The sequence below is a fragment of the Vibrio sp. 970 genome (assembly GCF_033339075.1).
Genome location: NZ_JAWOTW010000005.1, coordinates 228,780 through 249,614, shown reverse-complemented (window position 1 = coordinate 249,614; position 20,835 = coordinate 228,780). Strand labels below are relative to the sequence as shown.

Annotated in this window: 19 protein-coding genes; 8 read left to right on the top strand and 11 right to left on the bottom strand. The window is 45.5% G+C overall.

The annotated features are described in order from the left end of the window. Window positions 1-414: 414 nt before the first annotated feature. From R7Q11_RS10015 to R7Q11_RS09985, 7 genes are all read right to left on the bottom strand, one after another. A complete protein-coding gene (locus tag R7Q11_RS10015; protein WP_169644337.1) occupies window positions 415-1,638 on the bottom strand; it encodes a tetratricopeptide repeat protein in 1,224 nt (407 codons plus the stop codon). Window positions 1,639-1,647: 9 nt separating this feature from the next. Further along, a complete protein-coding gene (locus tag R7Q11_RS10010) occupies window positions 1,648-2,280 on the bottom strand; it encodes an energy transducer TonB (RefSeq protein WP_005379353.1) in 633 nt (210 codons plus the stop codon). A 4-nt stretch (window positions 2,281-2,284) separates the two neighbouring features. Then, window positions 2,285-2,692, bottom strand: a complete 408-nt coding sequence (locus tag R7Q11_RS10005) for an ExbD/TolR family protein (RefSeq protein WP_005379359.1) — start codon at window positions 2,690-2,692, stop codon at window positions 2,285-2,287. Between the two features lie 25 nt (window positions 2,693-2,717). Next, entirely contained in the window at window positions 2,718-3,245 is a 528-nt protein-coding gene (locus R7Q11_RS10000; RefSeq protein ID WP_005379363.1) for a MotA/TolQ/ExbB proton channel family protein, read from the bottom strand. Window positions 3,246-3,254: 9 nt separating this feature from the next. Continuing rightward, window positions 3,255-4,616, bottom strand: a complete 1,362-nt coding sequence (locus tag R7Q11_RS09995; protein WP_005384750.1) for a MotA/TolQ/ExbB proton channel family protein — start codon at window positions 4,614-4,616, stop codon at window positions 3,255-3,257. 3 nt (window positions 4,617-4,619) lie between these two features. Then, entirely contained in the window at window positions 4,620-5,384 is a 765-nt protein-coding gene (locus R7Q11_RS09990) for a DUF3450 domain-containing protein (protein WP_005379365.1), read from the bottom strand. A 65-nt stretch (window positions 5,385-5,449) separates the two neighbouring features. After that, window positions 5,450-8,050 (bottom strand): TonB-dependent receptor plug domain-containing protein, encoded by a 2,601-nt coding sequence (locus R7Q11_RS09985; RefSeq protein WP_017634998.1) that lies wholly within the window; start codon window positions 8,048-8,050, stop codon window positions 5,450-5,452. Between the two features lie 820 nt (window positions 8,051-8,870). On the opposite strand from R7Q11_RS09985, the gene R7Q11_RS09980 reads away from it, so the two are divergent. The 6 genes from R7Q11_RS09980 to R7Q11_RS09955 all read left to right on the top strand — a co-directional run bounded on the left by R7Q11_RS09980 (window position 8,871) and on the right by R7Q11_RS09955 (window position 15,141). Continuing rightward, complete coding sequence (locus R7Q11_RS09980; protein WP_005384771.1) at window positions 8,871-9,896, top strand: ABC transporter permease subunit; 1,026 nt, start codon at window positions 8,871-8,873, stop codon at window positions 9,894-9,896. Between the two features lies 1 nt (window position 9,897). Further along, complete coding sequence (locus R7Q11_RS09975) at window positions 9,898-10,941, top strand: ABC transporter permease (protein WP_005379369.1); 1,044 nt, start codon at window positions 9,898-9,900, stop codon at window positions 10,939-10,941. 37 nt (window positions 10,942-10,978) lie between these two features. Continuing rightward, window positions 10,979-12,805, top strand: coding sequence for an extracellular solute-binding protein (locus R7Q11_RS09970; RefSeq protein WP_225466412.1), 1,827 nt, complete (start codon window positions 10,979-10,981; stop codon window positions 12,803-12,805). A gap of 9 nt (window positions 12,806-12,814) precedes the next feature. Next, window positions 12,815-13,672, top strand: a complete 858-nt coding sequence (locus tag R7Q11_RS09965) for an ABC transporter ATP-binding protein (protein WP_005379371.1) — start codon at window positions 12,815-12,817, stop codon at window positions 13,670-13,672. A 35-nt stretch (window positions 13,673-13,707) separates the two neighbouring features. Beyond that, on the top strand, window positions 13,708-14,547 hold the full coding sequence (locus R7Q11_RS09960; protein WP_005379372.1) for an ABC transporter ATP-binding protein: 840 nt from the start codon (window positions 13,708-13,710) through the stop codon (window positions 14,545-14,547). A gap of 168 nt (window positions 14,548-14,715) precedes the next feature. Beyond that, a complete protein-coding gene (locus R7Q11_RS09955) occupies window positions 14,716-15,141 on the top strand; it encodes a phosphate-starvation-inducible protein PsiE (protein ID WP_025768316.1) in 426 nt (141 codons plus the stop codon). A gap of 55 nt (window positions 15,142-15,196) precedes the next feature. Here the strand turns inward: R7Q11_RS09955 and R7Q11_RS09950 are convergent, their stop codons facing one another. Further along, complete coding sequence (locus tag R7Q11_RS09950; protein ID WP_005384776.1) at window positions 15,197-16,063, bottom strand: YicC/YloC family endoribonuclease; 867 nt, start codon at window positions 16,061-16,063, stop codon at window positions 15,197-15,199. A 184-nt stretch (window positions 16,064-16,247) separates the two neighbouring features. Here R7Q11_RS09950 and rph point away from each other — a divergent pair, with 184 nt between their 5' ends. After that, the gene (gene rph / locus R7Q11_RS09945) at window positions 16,248-16,964 is read left to right on the top strand and encodes a ribonuclease PH (RefSeq protein WP_017634994.1); all 717 of its coding nucleotides are present in this window, start codon (window positions 16,248-16,250) and stop codon (window positions 16,962-16,964) included. A 104-nt stretch (window positions 16,965-17,068) separates the two neighbouring features. Continuing rightward, on the top strand, window positions 17,069-17,710 hold the full coding sequence (pyrE, locus tag R7Q11_RS09940) for an orotate phosphoribosyltransferase (RefSeq protein ID WP_005384778.1): 642 nt from the start codon (window positions 17,069-17,071) through the stop codon (window positions 17,708-17,710). 84 nt (window positions 17,711-17,794) lie between these two features. Here the strand turns inward: pyrE and R7Q11_RS09935 are convergent, their stop codons facing one another. From R7Q11_RS09935 to coaBC, 3 genes are all read right to left on the bottom strand, one after another. Beyond that, window positions 17,795-18,745 (bottom strand): Kdo(2)-lipid IV(A) acyltransferase, encoded by a 951-nt coding sequence (locus tag R7Q11_RS09935; protein ID WP_225466411.1) that lies wholly within the window; start codon window positions 18,743-18,745, stop codon window positions 17,795-17,797. 6 nt (window positions 18,746-18,751) lie between these two features. Further along, window positions 18,752-19,342, bottom strand: coding sequence for a nucleoid occlusion factor SlmA (slmA, locus tag R7Q11_RS09930; protein ID WP_005379386.1), 591 nt, complete (start codon window positions 19,340-19,342; stop codon window positions 18,752-18,754). Between the two features lie 171 nt (window positions 19,343-19,513). Beyond that, the gene (gene coaBC, locus R7Q11_RS09925; RefSeq protein ID WP_225466410.1) at window positions 19,514-20,713 is read right to left on the bottom strand and encodes a bifunctional phosphopantothenoylcysteine decarboxylase/phosphopantothenate--cysteine ligase CoaBC; all 1,200 of its coding nucleotides are present in this window, start codon (window positions 20,711-20,713) and stop codon (window positions 19,514-19,516) included. Window positions 20,714-20,835: the final 122 nt, after the last annotated feature.

The following is a 20,835-nucleotide window of genomic DNA, read 5'->3' as shown; positions in this document are numbered from 1 at the left end:
GCCGAAGGAAAGTTCGACATTCTTATAACGATAGCACTGGCATTGAGAAATCAACCACCAAAGGGGTGGATATTGGTGATAATCCCGCCAGAAAAATGGAGGCGAAGAGTATCATGATCTCTATTTTGTTACCAGTTGATCTTTCTGTCTGTGATCGTCCCAGATGAAATAGTTACTTACGCCAGAGTGTTCCTAAACAGTGAAGAAGGAGCGTGGTACAGGACTTACCATCCGCGCACTCTGTTATTAAAACCATTTCTACAACCGTTTAGTGTGCTGATTTTAGGTTTAGAGTCCCGATTTGGCTTGCGTGAGTGACTCTGGTTAAAAATAGGGGTTAATAAAGATAAAACGGAAAAAAGGGGAAGCTTTCACTTCCCCAGGCGTGCGACTGACTCACACTTAATCTTCGAATTATCCTTGAGACTCTAGGAAATTTATCCAAGGGCTAACGGTTGACCTGAATTTTGGCGATTGAGCAGCGCCTTTCATCGCCTGCAAGGCCTTTTGTGGTTGCTTAAGCTCGAAATAGGCCATCCCGCGAATGTATTCAAGTTCTGCCTTTTGCTCTTTAGAGGCACTGGATGCCGCGCTTTCTACAAAACGAGTTGCTTCAGAATACTGCTTGTCTTGTATCATTAAGCGAGCAATCTGAATTTGCGTTTTAGCAGAAGGAGCGAGGTTATATGACTTTTTATAAGCGAGAATTGATTTATCTAGCTCTTTAGCTTGCTGCCAGAAACTGGCTAGGCGGTCATAGTTTTCCTTCGTCTTTTCAATGTTTCCAGCTGCCATTTCCTTTTCAAGAGTTTTGGCTGCTTTATATGGAATACCTTGATAAGCCAAGAAGTTTACAAAGCGTAAATATTCCTTCTCTCCTTCTAGTTTCCCCATTTTGTAAACCATTTCTAGGGTGGCTAGAGAGTTGCGCTCTTGACCTAGCTCCATGTAGACACCAGAAAGTTGCATCCAGTAACGCTTTTTCTGAGGGTACTTTGAAGTCAGAGTTTTGAGTACACTGGCAACGCTTTTCAGCTGGCCTAACTCGTAGTGAGATGCAACGAGAATTAAGTACCAAGACTCACTTGGGCTCTTGCTCATCGCGATGGCTTTTTTGGTTGGCGGGATTGCATTTTTGTAATCTTCCAACTGAACATAAGCGCTCGCTAACGTGATATAAGCATGAGCTTGAGGCTTCTCTTTGGTTGTTTCTGCAACCTTGAACCATTCCTTCATCGTTTTTACAGACAACGTATACTTTTCTTCAGCTAGGTAAAGCTGAGCCAAGCTGTAGCGAACTTGTTGAGCAACAGGAACGGGAAGTGCGTCGAGCTGTAATGCTTCGGCAAAGTATTTTGCTGCTTGCACATAATTGTCTTGTAGCGAATACAAAAAGCCAGTCTGCTGAAGTAAAACTGCTCGGTCGTATTTTTTCGAACTTGTGCTTTCTAAAGCGCTTGCTAGTTTTTCTTTCGCTGCTGAATATTTTTCAGTTGCGATCAACTCTTGCACTTTGTTAACGGTTCGAAATGTCCGATCTGATAACTGAGGAGCTTCTTTTGCCATCGTAGGAGCGGTCATTGCCACTCCTGCGAAGAGAATTAAAGAAGCCACTTTGCTTTTCCATAAACTTTTCATCGTGACTCCTTAATTGGTTGAGAACTCTATTTCTTGCGATAGGCGCGAGCTAACAGGTTTCCCGTCAACCAATTTTGGTTTAAATGTCCATTTAGAGACTGTTTTTCTTGCCGCTCGACCGAGGCCTAAGCGTCGTGGTTGCTCTTTAAGAACTTTGATGTCCTCTACGGCACCACGTGCGTTTACAGTAAACTCTAATAAGACGACCCCTTTTTCTATTCCTGCTTTCGCAGCCTTCCTAGGCATTTGAGGTTGGAATGTCGCTAGAGGTGTTGGACCTCCGCTACCCGCGAGTTGCGCACCTCCACCCTGGCTATAATGTCCAAGCACCGAACCACCTGTAACATTTACGGGTAGGTCAAGCTTTGGCATATCCATTGGGGTCTGCTCCATCACCGGTTTTACTGTCGCTGTCACTTTCATTTCTGGCGGCGGCGGCGGACGCTTAGGCGGTGGTGGCTTTGGAAGTTCGCGTTTTTTCTCCTGTATTTTTTCGTCTGGTTTAATGCGAATAAACTCGACCATACGCAGGTCATCATTCGACACTAACTCGTGGCGCTCTTTGTTTACTAGCTTGTCCATCCCCCAGAACAACCCGAGGGAGACAATGAGCGCCAGTGCAATTGAGGCCAGATACCGCATAAGCTTAATCCTTATTGGTTGCGGCAATGGAGATGCTTTCTACACCTGCCATTTTGATCTGGTCCATAACCTTCACGACTACGCCAGCATTTGCTTCAGTGTCGGCTTGGATAACAACTGCGCCATCAGGGCTTTCTGCACGAAGACGTTCAATATTCGCGCGAACCGCGTCCACTTCGATGCGGCGTTTATCAACCCAAACATCACCCGCCGCACCAACTGCGACCATGATGTTACCTTTTTTCACGGTTTGCGCAGAGCTTGCCGTCGGGCGGTTTACTTCTAGACCAGCTTCTTTTACGAACGATGTTGTTACGATAAAGAAGATCAACATGATGAATACGATGTCGAGCATCGGTGTCATATCGATAGCGGTTTCATCACTGCTATCACTGCTATAGCGTCTTTTCATGACCTATACCTCTAATTCCATTTACTCAGGCAATATGCTTTAGCTTATCTTCCAGCTTTTGCGTTGTGACTTTGGCTAAATGATCAAGACGTGAACTAAAGAACAGTCCTGATAGAGAAGCCACCATCCCGGCTAAAGTTGGGATTGTTGCCTTTGAGATCCCCGAGGCCATTGCTCGAGGGCTTCCTGTTCCTGTTACCGCTAAGATGTCGAATACTTGGATCATGCCAACAACGGTGCCGAGCAAACCCAGTAAGGGACAAAGCGCAATCAATACTTTGACGATTGGTAGGCCCTTTTTATTCTCAATGTCCTGACGAGAAACAATTTCTTGTCGGATCATCTTAGCGTTCCAGCTCTGGTGCTCTGATCGCCCCTGCCATGAGCCAACGGCTTTTTTCATGGCTTTTGGAGCGACGGCAGCAAAATAGAACCAACGTTCTAACAATACTGCCCAAAGCATAAAGCTGAGGATGAAGATGGCGACGAGTACATCGCCACCCATTCCCAAGAAGCGCCTAATTGATTCAAGTTCTCCAACTAACCACCACATAACGCCTCCTTAGCTTTCGGCTTTATGTAGTTTTTCCTGATAGCGAGCGATGAAGCCTGCACTCTGTTCTTCAAGAGTTTGAACCAAACGACGACCTTTACTGTGTACGATGGTGTACAGGAACAGTAGAGGAATTGCGACAACCAGACCAAGCATCGTAGTAACAAGTGCTTCAGAGATACCGCCAGCCATTAGCTTAGGATCACCTGTACCAAATAGTGTGATTGCTTGGAACGTACCGATCATACCCATAACCGTACCCAGTAGACCTAGAAGTGGTGCTACAGAAGCGAACAGTTTGATTGAGCTGATAAAGCGTTCAATGCTCGGTGCGTTACGTAGGATGATTTCGTCCAGTTTCGCTTCAAGATCTTCAAGGTTGTCACCTTTGTGTTCTTGGTAAGCTTGGATAACTTCACCCAGAGGGTTACCAGGAATCACGGTTTCTGATTTCGCTTGCTTACGCATTTTACCGCCAATCACTTGAAGGCGTAGGAAGCAAACTAGAGCAATGATAGCGCCAACTGCACCCATACCAAGGATGACGTAACCTACAATGCCACCTTGATCAATACGTTCTTGAACGGTAGGGCTTTGTACAAGTAGAGACAGAATTACACCACGGGATGGGTCAATGAACAGTGGCTCATAGCTGTTTGACGCTGACTCAAAGCCTGCAACATGACGTGTAATATTGGTGCGAGGCTGTCGAGAGAGTTCTTCGAACTTACCTGTTTGAGGTACATAAGTAACGTACTTACCATCGGCAATCGCGTTAAATTCACCGACAAGAGTAACATCGCGAACCGCTTCTTTACCTTCGCCATAAACAACCGTTGCTTGGGTTGTTGCTGTCTCGCCTGAGGCAACCACTTGTTGAAGAATGGTATGCCAGAATGCTTCTAGCTCTTGTGTTGATGGCAGTTCTTTGCTTTCAGCCAGTTTCGTTAGTAGAGCGTCACGCTCTGGGAACTGAACAGCGTTTTGAGAGGCAGCAAATAAGCCCTTAAACTCGCCCGCATATTGGCGGACCACACCAAACATTTCGCCCAAAGTACCAGAGCGAACACGTAAGGTTTCTGTTAGTTCAGTCAGCTGCTTATCGTTTTCATCAAATGTCGCTTTAAGTTGATCGCCCAGTGCTTGCTGTGAAGCTAGCTCTTCACGAGCCTGTTGCAATAATGCCGCTTGCTTATCTCGGTTGTTCTTGAACTCAGCTTCACGGGCTTTGTTCTCTTTTGACTCAACGATGCTTTCTGATTTTACGTTTTTGAGTAGTTCAGATAGGTTTTTAGGCGTTTCTGCTTGTACGCCTGAAACCATAAATAAGCTCGCTAGTAGACCAGCGGCTAGAGTTTTGAATCCTTTCATCTCTTATTCCTCCCCAGCATATACAGGCAATTTGATTAGCGCTGGTGGCGCTTGCTTCTTCGCGATACGAAGGCCTTGCTGTACCGCTATGCGGTAGCTTTCCGGTAATGTTTCCCATTGACGTGTTTGTTGGTTCCACATACCTGTCTCACCACCGTCTGGAGATTGGAATAAAAGCGCCGTGCGACCAATACGTAGGAAGTCGTAAGTCACGGTTTCCCCATTTCTATCTAGGCTAGCTTTGTAAGATTCAATTGAGCGAGAGAAGCCTTCTTCAATTTGGTAGGCTTCCATCACTTTACGGAATTTCTCAGAAGTCGTTACGTCGGCGCGATCCATGAGACGACGCAGTTCTTGGACACGTTTATTACGTTCTTTTTTCTGGAAAGGCAGATCGAGAGTCACAAACTCATCGAGTGCATCGATCATTTTAAGTGTTAGTGGCACTACTTCTGTTGCCGTTTGATCGATCTGAGCTATTTGGTTATTTAATGAGTCCAATTCACCTTGCTGTGATTGAACCATACGATTAATTTGCTCGTTGTAGACTTTCATGCTGTCGATTTGACGTAGTAAGCCTTTGTATTCTGCCAACATGCCTTCAGTACTTTCGGCATAATTGTCGATTTTTTGTTGCGAAGCTTCTGAAGATTGATTTGCTTTTGCTTGTGTGGAAACGACAGCACCAGAGTTGGCCGCTATAGAGCTACTACTGATAGTAAGCAATGCTGCAGCTATGGCACTGAGACCAAATTCCTTGAATTTCATGGTTGCATCCTTGTCAGTGTTTTAGTCAGTCGAAAAGGGCGCGGAAAACCCGCGCCAAATATTTTTTAGAAGTCGTATGATGCCTCGACGTATAGCTGACGTCCGATTGGATCGTCATACCCAGTTGCATAGAATGGAGAGGTATCGCTTAGAGGATCTGCAGGCGGTACTTTGTCAAACATGTTGATAGCACCAAGAGTTACACGACCACTCTCGTTGAATTGGTAAGAAGCCGTTAGGTTCCACGTTGTCATACTAGCGATTTCTGCTTTGTAACCCGCTTTTTTAGCAGAATCACAGTCATCAAAGTAGTAACGGTTTGCGTAGCTTGAACACATACGGTCGCGGTATTTACCAAATAGGTTGATAGCGACATCTTCATATGCCCAGCCAAGATTTAACGTTGCGGTGTATTCAGGCATGAAATCTCTTTCATCCGTTACAGGCTCGCTGTCGTTTTCTTGATATTCAGCAATCAAGATCTTCGTTACAGCAACACGCGTGTTAAATGAACCGAACTCATTAGTGTCGTATGCGTATTTGATCGCTAGGTCAATACCAGAACGCTCTTCATACGACTGGTTCACTGGACCATAGGATACCGACTTGATGGTGCCATCTGGGTTACGAACGACTTCAGTACCTGGGTATTTACCTGGATCGTTAATTACGTCTTGGTAAGTTGGTGCTGTTACGACGTCTTCCATCTTGATGTGGTACCAGTCAACAGTTACACCAAGATCATCCACAGGCTCCCACGCTAGGCCCAAGTTAATGTTTGTACTTGTTTCTTCTTTCAGCTCAGAGTTAGGGCCATTAAGCGTATCGAAGTACTGAGTATCACACTCTGGGTACTTGTCTTTATCTTGTGGGCCGCTACCACCAGCGTTGGCACAAAGCACAGGGTCAAAACCAGAACCAAAGCCTCGAGTTTGATCACCAAATAGTCGCTTCAAGTCTGGAGCTCGGAAGCCTAGACCGTAGCTACCACGTAGCAATAGGGTGTCAGTAGGACGGTATGCTAGGGCTACTTTAGGAGTGAATGCGCCGCCAGTTGCCGAGTCGTCGAAGTAGTGGTCGTAACGACCAGCGACAGTCATTTCTAAATCTTCAATGATAGGAATAAGAGCTTCAACACCAAGACCAATCTGATCGCGGTCACCGCCGCCTGATGTTCCACCTAGACCAGAGAAACCACCAGCTGCTGTTGTCGCATCAATCGTCTCATTGTAGTCAGTACGGTTCCATTCACCATAAACAGCAAAGCCAGACATACCTGCAGGAAGTTCAACCAAATCACCAGCCAGTGAGCCGTTAACAGAGTAAAGCTTTGAGTAAGCTTCTTTGCTTGAAGTGCCGCTGTATTTGTCTACAACGTCTTGAGAGATAGGCCCTAGAAGATCGACATCACCATTTTGTACAGCTTGGTCGAGAGTTAGGAAGATTGCTGGGTTGCTTGTTTCAACGCTTTGCTCAGAGTAACCAGCGGATAGGTCCCAATCATACGTATCAGCAAGCAGGCCGTTCAAGCCTAAGGTTAAGCCAAAAGAATCGGCTTCAGTGTTACTTTCGCGTGGTCCAAATTCGACCATACGGCGAGTGTATTCGCCTTCGCCGCGGAAGTGAGTGGCATCAACTTCAACGCTGTAAGGGTTAGGTTCGAATTCAGATTCTGTAGACTTGTAGCCAAAACGGGCTTCTGCCATGGCAGTGACATTGTCGTTAATGTCCATTTCACCACGTAAAAGTAGGTCTACTTGTTTGTTTTCTGGTTTTAATGTTCGGTATGCAGAGCGGTTAACACCACACTTTCCATCCGCTCGTTCAATCGCGGCATCACCAACGACTTCTTTACATGAAGAACCAGCATCAGCTGGTGTTAGAAGTGTTCCGTTGGCGCCTTCAAAGTTTGCACCGTAGCTAGAGTAGCCACTTAGCTGAGAACGGCTAGAACCGTCATCGCCAGCCCAATCATCTCGGTCAGATTGCTTTAGCATTTCGTTGCCCGCAAATTGGCCAACGAAGAGAATACGTTTGTCGTCAAAGTTTTTGCCAGCTACAACGTCTAAACGACCATTTTGGTAACCACCATCCGTCGCGTCACCCGCGCGTACTTTTACAGAAACGCCATCAAAGTCTTTCTTTAAAATGAAGTTTACGACACCACCGATTGCGTCGGAGCCGTAGATAGCAGAACCTGAGTCGGTCATTACTTCAACACGCTCAATAGCGGCGACAGGGATTTGGCCGATATCTTGGAAGTTAGATGTACCATCTTGTGCTAGCGGGTATTGAGGAAGACGACGGCCATCAATAAGAATCAATGTGCGTGACGCGCCAAGGCCACGTAAGTTGACTGACTGCGCTGCTGGTGTAAACGAGAAAGAGTCTGTTTGAGCCATTACACCACCTGTGTTTTGGGTCAAACTGTTCAATACGTCTTGCGCGCTGTTAAAGCCTTTAGACTCAATGTCTTTACTATTAATAACAGTAACTGGTGAAGGACCTTCCATATCCGTCGTGGAGATACGCGAACCAGTAACTTTCATCTTTTGAAGTTTTTCAACTTGCTGCTCTTCTGCCAGTGCTGTTGCTGGGGCTGCAACTGCTGCTGTCCCCAAAGCAAGGCTTATCGCAACAGATAAAGCGGTTGTGTTTTTATACATCCTTGTTGCTCCGATTATTATTATTTCCTATGTCTGGCCGCATAGCGGCCAAATGTGACGTTAATATTTCGTTAACGTTCGGCCAATGTATAACCGAGATGAAAAAAGGAAGTCAAACCAGTGGTAAACGGGGATGCTTAAATGTAAAAAAGATGTAAATAACCAGGCTTTATTTAAAAGGCGGAATAAAAAACCGAATAAGGTTTATGAATCGAGATTAAATTTCAATAAAACACCGTATTTTGTGTTTCTTATAAACTTTAATGACTTATCTTGCCTATGGTTTTTTAGTGGGTAATTGAATCTGGAAAAAGATATTTTTCCAGTGAATTGTTCTGAGATGAGTTTTATATCGAATCCATACTTTGTTAGCTCGAACTTATTAGGTGGTATCAAAATATGATACCCATTGCGGTTAAAGGGCTCACTCGTATTTTTAGGTCAAATATAACCTTGGATTATGTGGCTATTTATGTGTGTAGGGTGCATTTTTATGTAGGGTTTTGGCTCTAAACAGCCTAGATTGATATTCTGTATGAATTATTTTTGTGGTTTTTTATAATTTTTTACAAAAACATTTCTGTTTTTCGACATCGAAGGAAGTTTGTCATGTTTTGGTTTCAAACACTTGAAGCTGATGTGGATTCAAGATAAATATGACGCTGAAATTATTGCAGTAGTAGAAAAGTCTAGCTCTTGAGGCGCAGGGAGTGTGCTTCAACAGTTTTAGTTACTACGAGATAAATATGCACCATTTTGGGCGGAAAATATCCTCTTTCACTCCGTTTGAACTGGACAGTAGACAAGGAGCAAGTTGTATATGCTGTCGTACTTTTTACGCCGTTTGGCGTTGGTTATCCCAACGTTTCTCGGGATAACTATTCTCATCTTTGCTATCACTCGTTTCGTGCCTGGCGGACCTGTTGAACGCATGTTGTCACAAATGCAGTCTCAGGGAGATGGCGCCGCATCAATGACGTCTGCGGGTGGTAATACGGCCCTTTCTGACGATCAAATCGCGGAGCTGAATGCGTTTTATGGCCTGGATAAACCTGTAACGGAAGCGTACGTCGAGTGGTTAAGTCGTTTGGTAATGCTAGATCTTGGCGAGTCGACGCGTTACTACGAGCCTGTCTCGGATATGATCGCAGAGCGTTTGCCAGTGTCGTTGTTTTATGGCGGCATGACCTTCTTTATTAGTTATTTTATCTCGATTCCTCTTGGTTACTATAAGGCGCTCAAGCACGGTTCTGTGTTTGATTCCGCCTCTTCAGTACTCATTTTCGTAGGCTACGCGCTACCAGGTTATGTGGTGGGTGTATTGCTGATCACGTTATTTAGTTATCACTTGGAATGGTTTCCGATGGGAGGCTTTGTCGGCGATGACTTCGACGATTACGAAACCTTCTTTGAACGCGCTAAAGACATTATGTGGCATGCGGTGTTGCCTTTGATCTGTTACCTCATTGGTGATTTTGCCACGCTGACGATGACAATGAAAAATAACCTGATGGAAAACCTTTCCTCAGATTACATCCGCACCGCAATTGCGAAAGGATTACCTTTCAAAAAAGCAGTTCGTAAGCACGCGTTGCGTAACAGCTTAATTCCGATCGCGAGTCACTTTGGTAACTCTTTGTTGTTCTTCATGACCGGTGCCTTCCTGATTGAAGTTATCTTCAATATTGATGGCATTGGCTTATTGGGTTACGAATCAATCATGGAGCGTGATTACCCTGTTGTTATGGGTATTGTCGCCATTAATGCGTTGTTACTGCTCATTGGTAACATCATTTCAGATATTTGTGTTGCTTTAGTCGACCCACGTGTGAAGTTTGGAGCGTAACATGATTAAAGTTAGTCCATTAACTCAAAAGAAAATTCGTCACTTTAAAGAGATCAAACGAGGCTATTGGTCGTTTGTTGCTCTTTCTATCATGTTGATCCTTTCTCTATTCGCCGAACTTTTGATCAACAGTAAAGCGCTAGTCGTCAAGTACGATGGTAGCTACTATTTTCCTGTTGTCAGTGACGTACGTTTAGGTAGCGAATTCGGCCAAGAGTCATCCAGTGAAGCCGATTATCGTGTACTGCAAAAAGCGTTTGAGGCTGAAGGGGGCGACAACTTTGTTATTTTGCCGCTTGTGCCGTGGAACCCATACGAACAAGATTTTAGTGGTGATTTCCCGCCAACAGCGCCTAGTGCCGAAAATAAGCATTATTTAGGTACAGATGTGATAGGTCGCGATATTTTGGCGCGACTCGTCTACGGATTCAGAACGGCGATGGGATTTGCGTTGCTTACGATGGCCATTTCCTACGCGATCGGTACTGCAGTCGGTTGTGCTATGGGTTTTTGGGGCGGTAAATTTGACTTGTTTGTACAGCGACTTATCGAAATCTGGTCAATGGTCCCGTTTTTGTACGTCATTATGATTCTTGTCTCAATCGTTCAGCCGACGTTCGCTCTCTTTGTCGCTATTAACGTGCTTTTCACTTGGATGGGGATGACATGGTACATGCGGACCATGACCTATAAAGAAGCGGCACGAGAATATGTAATGGCGGCTCGTGCTTTAGGGGCATCGACCGGACGTATCTTGTTTAATCACATCTTGCCAAATACGATGGTGATGATTGTAACCCTAGCGCCTTTCACTATTGCAGCTAACATCACAGCACTGACTGCTCTCGATTACCTAGGATTAGGCTTGATGCCACCAACGCCAAGTTGGGGTGAACTACTGCAACAAGGTAAGTCAAACTTAGATTCGCCATGGATTGTTGCGTCAGTAGTGACTTCTATTGTTCTGGTTCTGGTAATGGTGACCTTTATTGGTGAAGCCATTCGAGCGGCTTTCGACCCGAAAAAATTCACACGCTATGTTTAAGCGAGCATTGTGAGCAAAACATAAAAAGGGAAGTTTTATGAAGAAATTATTTTTAGCGTCCACGCTGAGCGCCCTGAGTTTTGGTGCAATGTCAGCAACGCTTCCGACTGACTTAAACTGGCAAACAAACTGGGATGAGCCTCAATATGGTTCGCCAGAAGCGAAACGTGGAGGGACTTATCGCACCTTTATGTCAAGTTTCCCGCAGACGTTACGTAGTGTTGGCCCAGACGCTAATGCAGGGCTACGTTCTTTTATCTTAGATGAAACACCAGGCTTGGTGGTCCGCCACCCAGATACTTTAGAGTTTATCCCTGAGCTTGCTAACGAGTGGGCGTTAGCAGGTGACAACAAAACGGTCTATTTCAAACTCAACCCTGAAGCCAAATGGTCGGACGGCAAACCTGTGACTGCCGACGATTTCGTGTTCATGCTGAAGTTTTATCGTTCCAAGGACATCTTGGAGCCTTGGTACAACGATTACTACAACAAAACGATTGCGGATGTTATCAAGTACGACACTCACACGTTTGCTGTTAAGGCGGCGAAAGAGTTTAATCCGGAAGAGTTGCTGTTACGAATGGGGGCCCTGCGCCCACGTCCCGCACATTTTTATGCTAACCCTTCAAAAGATGAAAATGGTGACGGTATACATGACAACTTTGTCCGCTACTACAATTTTAAAAGTGAACCAACGACCAGTGCATACTACCTAGATGACATTAAAAAAGGTAAAAGTGTTACCTTCAAACATGTCGGTGAAGACTGGTGGGGTTACAGCAATAAGTATTATCAACATCGTTATAATGTCGACAAAATCCGCATCACAGTGATTCGCGACAGTGATATCGCGATGAAGCACTTTGAGAAAGGGAAGCTGGACGCATTTGGTCTTGTTTTACCAAGCTTATGGCATGATAAATCGAATACGGAACCTTACCAAAAGGGATACATTCAAAAGTTCTGGGGTTACAACCAATTCCCAGTTGGGGCTGGTGGTGTATGGATGAACACCGCGATGCCTTTGCTGGATGATTTAAACATTCGCAAGGGCATTACTTACGCGATTGACTTTGATGGCATGATAGAGAATGTCATGCGTGGCGACTACTCCCGTAAACCGAACCCGACCGGTTATGGTCATGGTAAATACACCCTACCAGAGGCTAAGGCACCGAAGTTTGATCCCGCAAAAGCGGCCGAGGCATTCGAAGCCGCAGGCTTTAACAAAATTGGTCCTGATGGTATTCGTGTTAATGATAAAGGTGAGCGCTTAAGCTTCGAGCTGACCTACGGAACACCTGTTCATACTCCTCGTATTGCATTTTTGCGTGAGCAAGCCAAGCTAGCAGGGCTGGATATTGAGCTCAAGTTAGTTGATGGCTCATCCATGTTCAAATACGTACGTGAGAAAAAGCACGATTTGGCTTTCTTAGATATGGGTACGTCTGAGATCCCAACGTATTGGGAGTACTTCCATTCAGTCAATGCGAACAAGCCGCAAACTAACTCTTTCACAAACTACAGCACGCCTGAACTGGATGAAAAGATCATCGAGTATCGTTTTGGCATGGATATGGATAAAAAGATCCAGCTAGGTCATGAGATTCAGCGTGACATCATTGATGCTCACGTTATCGTCCCAGGCTACATGGTTCCTTATGTCCGCTATGGTCACTGGCGCTGGTTAAAGTTTCCAGATAAGCCAATGAATCGCATGACAGAGGCGCTGTTCAGTGGTGCAATCATAGGCGATGGCACTTACTGGATTGATAGTGATATCAAAAAAGAAACGAAACAAGCGATGAAGTCAGGCAAAGCTTTTGAACCTGTTGTTGTCGTAGATGACACTTATAAGCTGTAAGGATTGGTTATGGAAAACGATGTAATCCTAAGTGTTAAAGATCTCGAAGTTGAATTTACCACCGATGATGGGCCAGTGAAGGTTCTGCATGGTGTGAACTTTGATGTGAGAGCTGGACGTACACTCGGTCTGGTAGGAGAGTCAGGTAGTGGTAAGAGCGTAACCTCAATGTCGATCATGGGGCTATTACCTAAGCCATATGGCAACATTATCAAAGGTGAAGTGAATTATCGCGGCACCAACCTAGTTGATTTGCCTGCGGAAGAGATGTACGCCATGCGTGGCGATCGCATTTCGATCATCTTCCAAGACCCGATGACGGCGCTCAACCCAGTGCACACCATTGGTCGTCAAATATGTGAAGTGCTTGAGCTCCATCGACCTGAGCTCGACAAAAAGGAGCGGGAGGCGTACTCGATTGAAATGCTGGCAAAAGTAAAAATTCCAATGCCAGAGAAGCGATTGAATGAGTATCCCCATAACCTATCTGGTGGTATGCGCCAGCGTGTCATGATCGCGATGGCATTGGCCTGTAAGCCGGATATTCTGATTTGTGATGAACCGACTACAGCGTTGGATGTTACGGTTCAGGCGTCTATCCTTGAACTGATGAACGAGCTTCAGGAAGAAACGGGCATGGCGATGATCTTCATCACTCACGATCTCGGGGTTGTGGCAGAAGTGTGTGATGATGTTGCCGTGATGTATGGCGGACGTATTGTCGAAAAAGCAGAAATTTTTGAGTTGTTTGATAACCCGCAGCACCCATACACAGAGCGTTTAATGGGATTGATGCCGAGCTTAGATAATGAGCCGAAGCAGATGATCGATATCAAGCCTATTGATGCCAGTATGTTTGCCAGTTAACTGGGCAAAGTGAACCAGTCATAAAAGAGGATGTTATGGCAAAAGAAGTATTAAGAATTGAAAATCTTAAGCAGCACTTTGTTTCTGGTAAAGGGCTGTTCAAGAAAGGCTACACCATCAAAGCGGTAGACGGGGTTTCACTGTCTGTTTCTGAAGGTGAAACACTGGGGCTAGTTGGTGAGTCAGGTTGTGGTAAAAGCACCCTTGGTCGCACGATCTTAAAGTTATACGAGCCAACAGAAGGTAAGATTTTCTTTGAAGGTAAAGACATCACTAAATTGTCTGTGAAAGAGATGCGATCGCTGCGTAAAGACATGCAAATCGTCTTTCAAGACCCAATGGAGTCACTCAATCAGCGTCATACCATCGGTATGATTCTGGAAGAACCGTTTGTTATTCATAAAATTGGCACGCCAACAGAGCGTAAACAATGGGTAAAAGAGCTTTTAATCAAAGTGGGATTACCAGAAACGGCAGTAAACCGTTATCCACATGAATTTTCAGGCGGGCAACGGCAGCGTATCGGTATCGCTCGCGCGATTGCATTGAAGCCTAAACTGCTGATTTGTGATGAATCGGTATCTGCGTTAGATGTGTCGGTACAGGCGCAAATCTTGAACCTATTGCTACAACTGCAACAAGAAATGAACTTGGCGATCATATTTATCTCTCACGATCTCTCGGTGGTGAAACATGTTTCTGACAAAGTTGCCGTGATGTATTTTGGTAAAGTGGTAGAAGCAGGCAGTGCTAAAGAAATTTATGCAAACCCGCAAAACGAATACACCAAAAAACTCCTATCTGCGATTCCGATCACTCACCCTAAATATCGGAAGAAAAAGCGCGTAGCTGAAAAAAAGCAGCAAGTGGCGTAAGTGATGCCACAGGTCCTATAACACAAAAGCGCTCCGCCAAATAAGCGGAGCGTTTTTATAAGCAAATGCCAGGACTTGGAGTCGATTTGCACTGATGTTTATTCTGATTGATTGAAGATCGTTGCATGCTAAACTCAAGGCCTATTTTCTTTGTTTGGATAATGGACCATGCCGTCGAATTTACCGAAATCCTTTAGTCGACCTTTCCTGAAAATCTTCCATATTTTGGAGGCGGTGTTATTAGTCTCTATTACCTTGGCGACGTTGTACGCCATGATGCAAGAGTTTGTGCACGTATTTGTAGAGAAGCGTGTCTTACTCACGGATATTCTGTTGATGTTTATCTATCTGGAAGTGCTCGCTATGGTGCAGCAGTTCGTGATGAACGGTAAAATTCCGGTACGCTATCCTATCTACATCGCGATGATGGCCATCGCCCGCTACATCACACTCGGAATGAAAGAGCTGGATGCAGTTTTGGTTGTGTGGTTATCTCTGGCTGCGTTTATTTTGGCTGCGGCTACTTTGCTGATCAGAATTGGGCACCATTATTGGCCCTACGTTGATAACAGTACCTTGGAAAAAGACGAATAAAAGAAAACCCCGTATTAGCGGGGCTTTTTTGTTTCAATACTCGATGACTTTTAGATCATTCAATGTTTTGGATCTGCTCACGCATCTGTTCAATTAGAACTTTCAGTTCAACGCCCGATGCGGTGATGTCGGTGCTGATGGATTTCGACGCTAGCGTGTTCGATTCACGGTTGAACTCTTGCATCATGAAATCTAGACGACGACCCACTGCGCCGCCTTTTTTCAGAATGTTCGTGGTTTCTTTTACGTGAGAATCAAGACGGTCTAGCTCTTCTGCTACGTCTGATTTCTGTGCCAGAAGGATAAGCTCTTGCTCAACGCGAGATGGGTCTAGCTCTACTTTTGCATCTTCAAATTTAGAGAACAGACGCTCACGTTGCCACTCTAGTATTTCTGGCATGCGTGCGCGCACTTTCACAACTTCTGATGTGATCGCTTCGAGGCGTTGCTCAATCAGCGCCTTCATGTTCTCGCCTTCACGAGCGCGCGCTTCAATAAATTCATCCATTGCGCCATCAAACGCTTCTAGTAGCACTTTATTTACCGCATCCATGTCTTGCTCTGGCGTTTCCATTACCCCCGGCCATTGCATAACTTGAAATGGATTGATTCGGCTCAGTTCACCAGTCATGTGCATGACTTGTTCAGCGGCTTTAATTACCTGGCTAGCAAGCGCTTCATTGATGCTAAGCTCACCTTTTGCGGCAGGGTTTGCTTCAAAACGTAGATTACATTCTACTTTGCCTCGCGCTAAGCGCTTACGAAAACGCTCACGTAAAACGGGCTCTAACCCGCGAAATTGCTCTGGCATGCGGAAGTATGTTTCTAAATAACGCTGGTTCACGCTGCGGATTTCCCATACCGCAGAACCCCAATCGCCTTTTACTTCTTTGCGTGCATACGCTGTCATACTGTAAATCATCGAATTTTCCTGTCTTCATTTTTTGAAAATTACTTCAAGAGTGTATCACGCTGCGTCGATAGGTGCGCGGGATGTATGGATTGTTTATGTTGTGCCAGATGCGTAACCTATGAATCCGGAATCGATTCCGTTATAATCTTCGCCCAACCAAATCGTCTTCTCCTCATATTTAAGGTAGATGCCCATGCGTCCAAACGATCGCAAGGCGGATCAAGTTCGCCCTATCAAAATTACTCGTAACTACACAGCTTACGCTGAAGGGTCAGTGCTAGTTGAGTTCGGTAACACCAAAGTGTTGTGTAATGCGACCGTCGAAGAATCTGTGCCACGTTGGCTAAAAGGTCAAGGTAAAGGCTGGGTTACAGCTGAATACGGCATGCTACCTCGAGCAACACATTCGCGTACTCGTCGTGAAGCGGCAAGTGGAAAGCAAGGCGGCCGTACGATGGAAATTCAGCGTCTTATCGCGCGAAGCCTACGTGCAGTTGTCGATCTAAAAGCCATGGGTGAGTTCATGATCACCGTTGACTGTGACGTTATCCAAGCTGACGGTGGTACGCGTACTGCATCCATCAGCGGCGCAAGTGTTGCAATGGCCGATGCATTCCAACACCTAGTAGATAGCGGCAAGCTAAAAGCAAACCCAATGAAAGGCCACGTAGCGGCAGTTTCAGTTGGTTTGCTAGGTGATGATGTTCTGTGTGACCTTGAGTACGTTGAAGATTCAGCGGCAGACACAGACATGAACGTGGTAATGACAGAAGAAGGCAAGATGATTGAAATTCAGGGCACCGCAGAAGGTGAACCGTTCAGTCACGAGCAGCTGATGGCTCTGCTAGAGTCGGCGAAAGTCGGCATTACGGAAATTGTCGCAGCGCAGAAGGCGGCGTTAGCCAATTGATTTAAATAGCTCCCATTATGGGGGCTATTTTTTTATCTCGACAATAGAGAAATGAATGATTGTCGAGAAGAGACACAAGAAACCAAGGACATAGAGAGAAAATAATGAAAGCATACCAGCGTGAATTTATTGAGTTTGCACTTGAGAAAGAAGTTCTTAAGTTTGGTGAGTTTACTTTGAAATCTGGCCGTAAAAGCCCGTACTTCTTTAACGCTGGTCTTTTCAATACTGGTCGTGACCTAGCGCGTCTTGGTCGTTTTTACGCAGCAGCGCTTGCTGATTCTGGCATTGAGTTTGATGTGCTGTTTGGCCCGGCGTACAAAGGTATCCCAATCGCGACGACAACAGCAGTCGCGCTGGCGGATCATCATGACGTCGACACGCCTTACTGCTTCAACCGTAAAGAAGCGAAAGATCACGGCGAAGGCGGTAACCTTGTAGGCTCTGCGCTTGAAGGTCGTATCATGCTAGTGGATGACGTAATCACAGCAGGTACTGCGATTCGTGAATCGATGGAAATCATTCAAGCAAATGGCGCAGACCTTGCTGGTGTGTTGGTTGCGATTGACCGCCAAGAAAAAGGCAAAGGTGAGTTGTCTGCGATTCAAGAAGTGGAGCGTGACTTTGGTTGTGCAATCATCTCAATCATTAGCCTGACTGACCTTGTGACTTTCCTTGAAGAGAAAGGCACAGACAAAGAGCATCTAGAAGCAGTCAAAGCGTACCGCGCAGAATACGGCATTTAATTGGTTACTTTTTCTGAAAAAGTAAAAAGGGCAGATGGATATTCATCTGCCCTTTTTTGTTTTTGGATTCATCGCCTTGACCACTTACTTATAGCGAATGCCTTTCTCGACATGCTCATCTTGCATGGTTTTATAGCGTTTATGGAGCCACATCCATTGCTCTGGAGCGAGTAGAATGACTTTTTCCACATACTTGTTCATATAAGCGGCAGCGGCGACTTCGTCTTTTTGTGGATAATCGGCTTCAATGCAGTTATCGGCGATGATGTCGTATTTTCCTTCGTCATTGCGAAACCCTGAGCCTGGGATGATCGCACATTTTGAGGTATACGCCAGAATGCTCGTGCCTGTTGTCGTACACGCATCGTCTACGGCAAAGAAGGGCACAAATACTGATTTTTTGCGACCGTAATCGTGATCCGGTAAATAGAACAGACGCTCACCGCTGCGTAAAACACGAATCATCTTTTTTACATCTTTACGATCAATCAGTTTATTGCCGTTATGTGTCCGTCCCCAATACTGGATAAAGTTATAAGCAGGATTATTATGCGGACGAAACGCGCCGTACCCGGCCACGCCTAACACGGCGAAAGCACGCGCAGTGATCTCTAGATTAAGAGCATGGACACAACAAAGTAGGACGCCTTTACCTTCTTTGGCTTTTTCACGCAGTGCGCCGAGATCTTTCTCGACGATCAGGTTTTTAAAGCGCCAAGTCGGCCAGAACCAAGTGATTCCGGTTTCTATCAGTGCCATACCGGTATTTTTGAAGTTCTCTTCAACAATATGTTGAATCTCTTCAGGTGTTTTGTCTGGAAAGGCCAATTCTAAGTTACGCTGAGCAACGTGGACACGCTTTTTACCGTAGCGCATGCCAAGTTTGCCGAGTGAACGACCTAATGAAAGCAGCAGCCGATAAGGAAGAATATTGACGAGGATGGCCAACAGACCAAAACCAAGCCATACGCCCCAGTTACGAGGGTGAAGAAGTGAAAGAGAAAACTCGGGCTGCGTGTATTTGTCTTTACTCATAGTCTTTTACTTTATTTGTGCACTCAAAAGCGCCCAGTACTCGTCAAAGTTTGCAGTCGGCTGGTATTTAAAGTCGCTACGCACAAAGCGGTTTAGGCTCCCCTCAACTTGTCCCAGAATTTGCGCGGCTAGGATGCGCTCTTCGACAGGGAAAGACTTCCCTTCACGAATCTTACGTTCACGCAGGATTTGGCGCAATTGTGTTTCTATACGCTCAAAGAGTTGATTGATGCGTTCACGTAGACGTTCATTTTCAAACATTAGAGCATGACCCGACAAAATGCGTGTCAGACCTGGGTTACGTTCAGAGAACGCCAAAATAAGGTGCATCACCATACGAATACGCTCTAGTGTATCTTTTTCGTCGTCTAGAATACGGTTGATACGTGTCATCAAGGCTTCTTCAATGAACTCAATCAACCCTTCGAACATGCGCGCTTTACTTGGGAAATGACGATACAGCGCGGCTTCTGAAACGCCGACTTGCTTGGCCAGTTTTGCCGTAGTAATGCGTGAAGCGCCATCTGTTGATTCAAGCATTTCTGCCAATGCTTGTAAGATTTCTTCACGACGGTTGGATTTTTTACTGCCGGCCATTAGTTACTTCCTTTCAAAATACAAAGTTGAGCGGAGGGGATTATAAGACGCTATTTCGCCTCAAACTAGACCACTAAGGGTGGAATGGGAGATTTAACACCCTTAGTTGTCATTTTTGTACCAAATTTATGCCAGCTTTTGTAAAAAATTGGCAGGGTTTTCAAACGTTAGTTACATCAATTGATGCATTTTTTCGAGAATTTTAAAGCTCAATGCTTCTTTTGATTCCAAAGCGAGCGCAAGTTCACCTTCAGGCCAGTAAAGGGTAATTGCGTTGTCGTTGCTGTTAAATCCTTGCCCTGCAACCGAAACGTCGTTTGCACAGATCATATCGAGGTTTTTCTTTGTTAACTTGCCTCGAGCATAGGTCTCTACATCATTGGTTTCAGCCGCAAAACCGACGGTAAACGGACGCTTCTCCGTCATTGCTGCCACAGATGCAACAATATCAGGATTTTTAACCATATTAATGACCATTTCGTCGTTGTCTTCTGTCTTTTTCAACTTTTGAGACGCGATCGTTTGTGGGCGGTAGTCGGCAACGGCAGCGCAGCTAATAAAGGCATCATGCTGGTTTGCATGTGTCATAACGGCTTCGTGCATCTCTTGTGCACTGGAAACATTTATGCGCTCAACACCTACGGGCGTATTTAAACTGACAGGACCGCTCACGAGGGTGACTTTTGCTCCCATCTGCGCTGCGGCGCTCGCCAATGCATAGCCCATTTTCCCGGAGCTATGGTTCGTAATGTAACGCACTGGATCAATCGCTTCGCGAGTTGGTCCGGCGGTAATGAGTATCGACCTACCTTCTAGCAATTTTGGTTGAAAGAACTGTTCACATAGCTGTACTAGCTGCATTGGTTCCAGCATTCGACCTGGTCCTACATCACCACAGGCTTGCTCTCCTGCCGCAGGGCCCCAGATGTGCATACCACGACGCGCTAACGTAGCGATGTTCTCTTGGGTTGCGATATTGCGATACATCTGTTGATTCATCGCCGGAGAAACAGCAACAGGGGAATCCGTCGCGAGCACGAGCGTAGTAAGTAAATCGTTCCCAATGCCTGCGGACATGCGCGCGATTAAGTCCGCGGTCGCGGGCGCTAATAGCACTAAATCTGCCCATTTGGCCAATTCAATATGGCCCATAGAGGCTTCCGCTGCTGGGTCTAGTAAACTGTCCGAGACAGGACGGCCCGAAACGGCTTGCATGGTTAAAGGGGTAATGAACTCTTTTGCGGCTTTCGTCATTACAACTTGAACTTGCGCTCCTCTCTCTATGAGGCGACGGGTTAGCTCCGCACATTTATACGCGGCAATACCGCCACTGATGCCGAGTAGAATTTTCTTTCCTGCTAGTGTTTGCATGTGAGATCTCCAATTTGATGACCGGATTTTAACACAATTCAAAGTCTGACCGCCCGAGCATATATAACGAGAAGATAATTCACATCAAACTCCAGAGTATTAATCTGACCGAGGAAGGGAAA

Bases quoted from the DNA above. Each gene is read 5' to 3' on its own strand.
- R7Q11_RS10015 (WP_169644337.1), bottom strand. From the start codon at position 1,638: ATGAAAAGTTTATGGAAAAGCAAAGTGGCTTCTTTAATTCTCTTCGCA.
- R7Q11_RS10010 (WP_005379353.1), bottom strand. From the start codon at position 2,280: ATGCGGTATCTGGCCTCAATTGCACTGGCGCTCATTGTCTCCCTCGGG.
- R7Q11_RS10005 (WP_005379359.1), bottom strand. From the start codon at position 2,692: ATGAAAAGACGCTATAGCAGTGATAGCAGTGATGAAACCGCTATCGAT.
- R7Q11_RS10000 (WP_005379363.1), bottom strand. From the start codon at position 3,245: ATGTGGTGGTTAGTTGGAGAACTTGAATCAATTAGGCGCTTCTTGGGA.
- R7Q11_RS09995 (WP_005384750.1), bottom strand. From the start codon at position 4,616: ATGAAAGGATTCAAAACTCTAGCCGCTGGTCTACTAGCGAGCTTATTT.
- R7Q11_RS09990 (WP_005379365.1), bottom strand. From the start codon at position 5,384: ATGAAATTCAAGGAATTTGGTCTCAGTGCCATAGCTGCAGCATTGCTT.
- R7Q11_RS09985 (WP_017634998.1), bottom strand. From the start codon at position 8,050: ATGTATAAAAACACAACCGCTTTATCTGTTGCGATAAGCCTTGCTTTG.
- R7Q11_RS09980 (WP_005384771.1), top strand. From the start codon at position 8,871: ATGCTGTCGTACTTTTTACGCCGTTTGGCGTTGGTTATCCCAACGTTT.
- R7Q11_RS09975 (WP_005379369.1), top strand. From the start codon at position 9,898: ATGATTAAAGTTAGTCCATTAACTCAAAAGAAAATTCGTCACTTTAAA.
- R7Q11_RS09970 (WP_225466412.1), top strand. From the start codon at position 10,979: ATGAAGAAATTATTTTTAGCGTCCACGCTGAGCGCCCTGAGTTTTGGT.
- R7Q11_RS09965 (WP_005379371.1), top strand. From the start codon at position 12,815: ATGGAAAACGATGTAATCCTAAGTGTTAAAGATCTCGAAGTTGAATTT.
- R7Q11_RS09960 (WP_005379372.1), top strand. From the start codon at position 13,708: ATGGCAAAAGAAGTATTAAGAATTGAAAATCTTAAGCAGCACTTTGTT.
- R7Q11_RS09955 (WP_025768316.1), top strand. From the start codon at position 14,716: ATGCCGTCGAATTTACCGAAATCCTTTAGTCGACCTTTCCTGAAAATC.
- R7Q11_RS09950 (WP_005384776.1), bottom strand. From the start codon at position 16,063: ATGATTTACAGTATGACAGCGTATGCACGCAAAGAAGTAAAAGGCGAT.
- rph (WP_017634994.1), top strand. From the start codon at position 16,248: ATGCGTCCAAACGATCGCAAGGCGGATCAAGTTCGCCCTATCAAAATT.
- pyrE (WP_005384778.1), top strand. From the start codon at position 17,069: ATGAAAGCATACCAGCGTGAATTTATTGAGTTTGCACTTGAGAAAGAA.
- R7Q11_RS09935 (WP_225466411.1), bottom strand. From the start codon at position 18,745: ATGAGTAAAGACAAATACACGCAGCCCGAGTTTTCTCTTTCACTTCTT.
- slmA (WP_005379386.1), bottom strand. From the start codon at position 19,342: ATGGCCGGCAGTAAAAAATCCAACCGTCGTGAAGAAATCTTACAAGCA.
- coaBC (WP_225466410.1), bottom strand. From the start codon at position 20,713: ATGCAAACACTAGCAGGAAAGAAAATTCTACTCGGCATCAGTGGCGGT.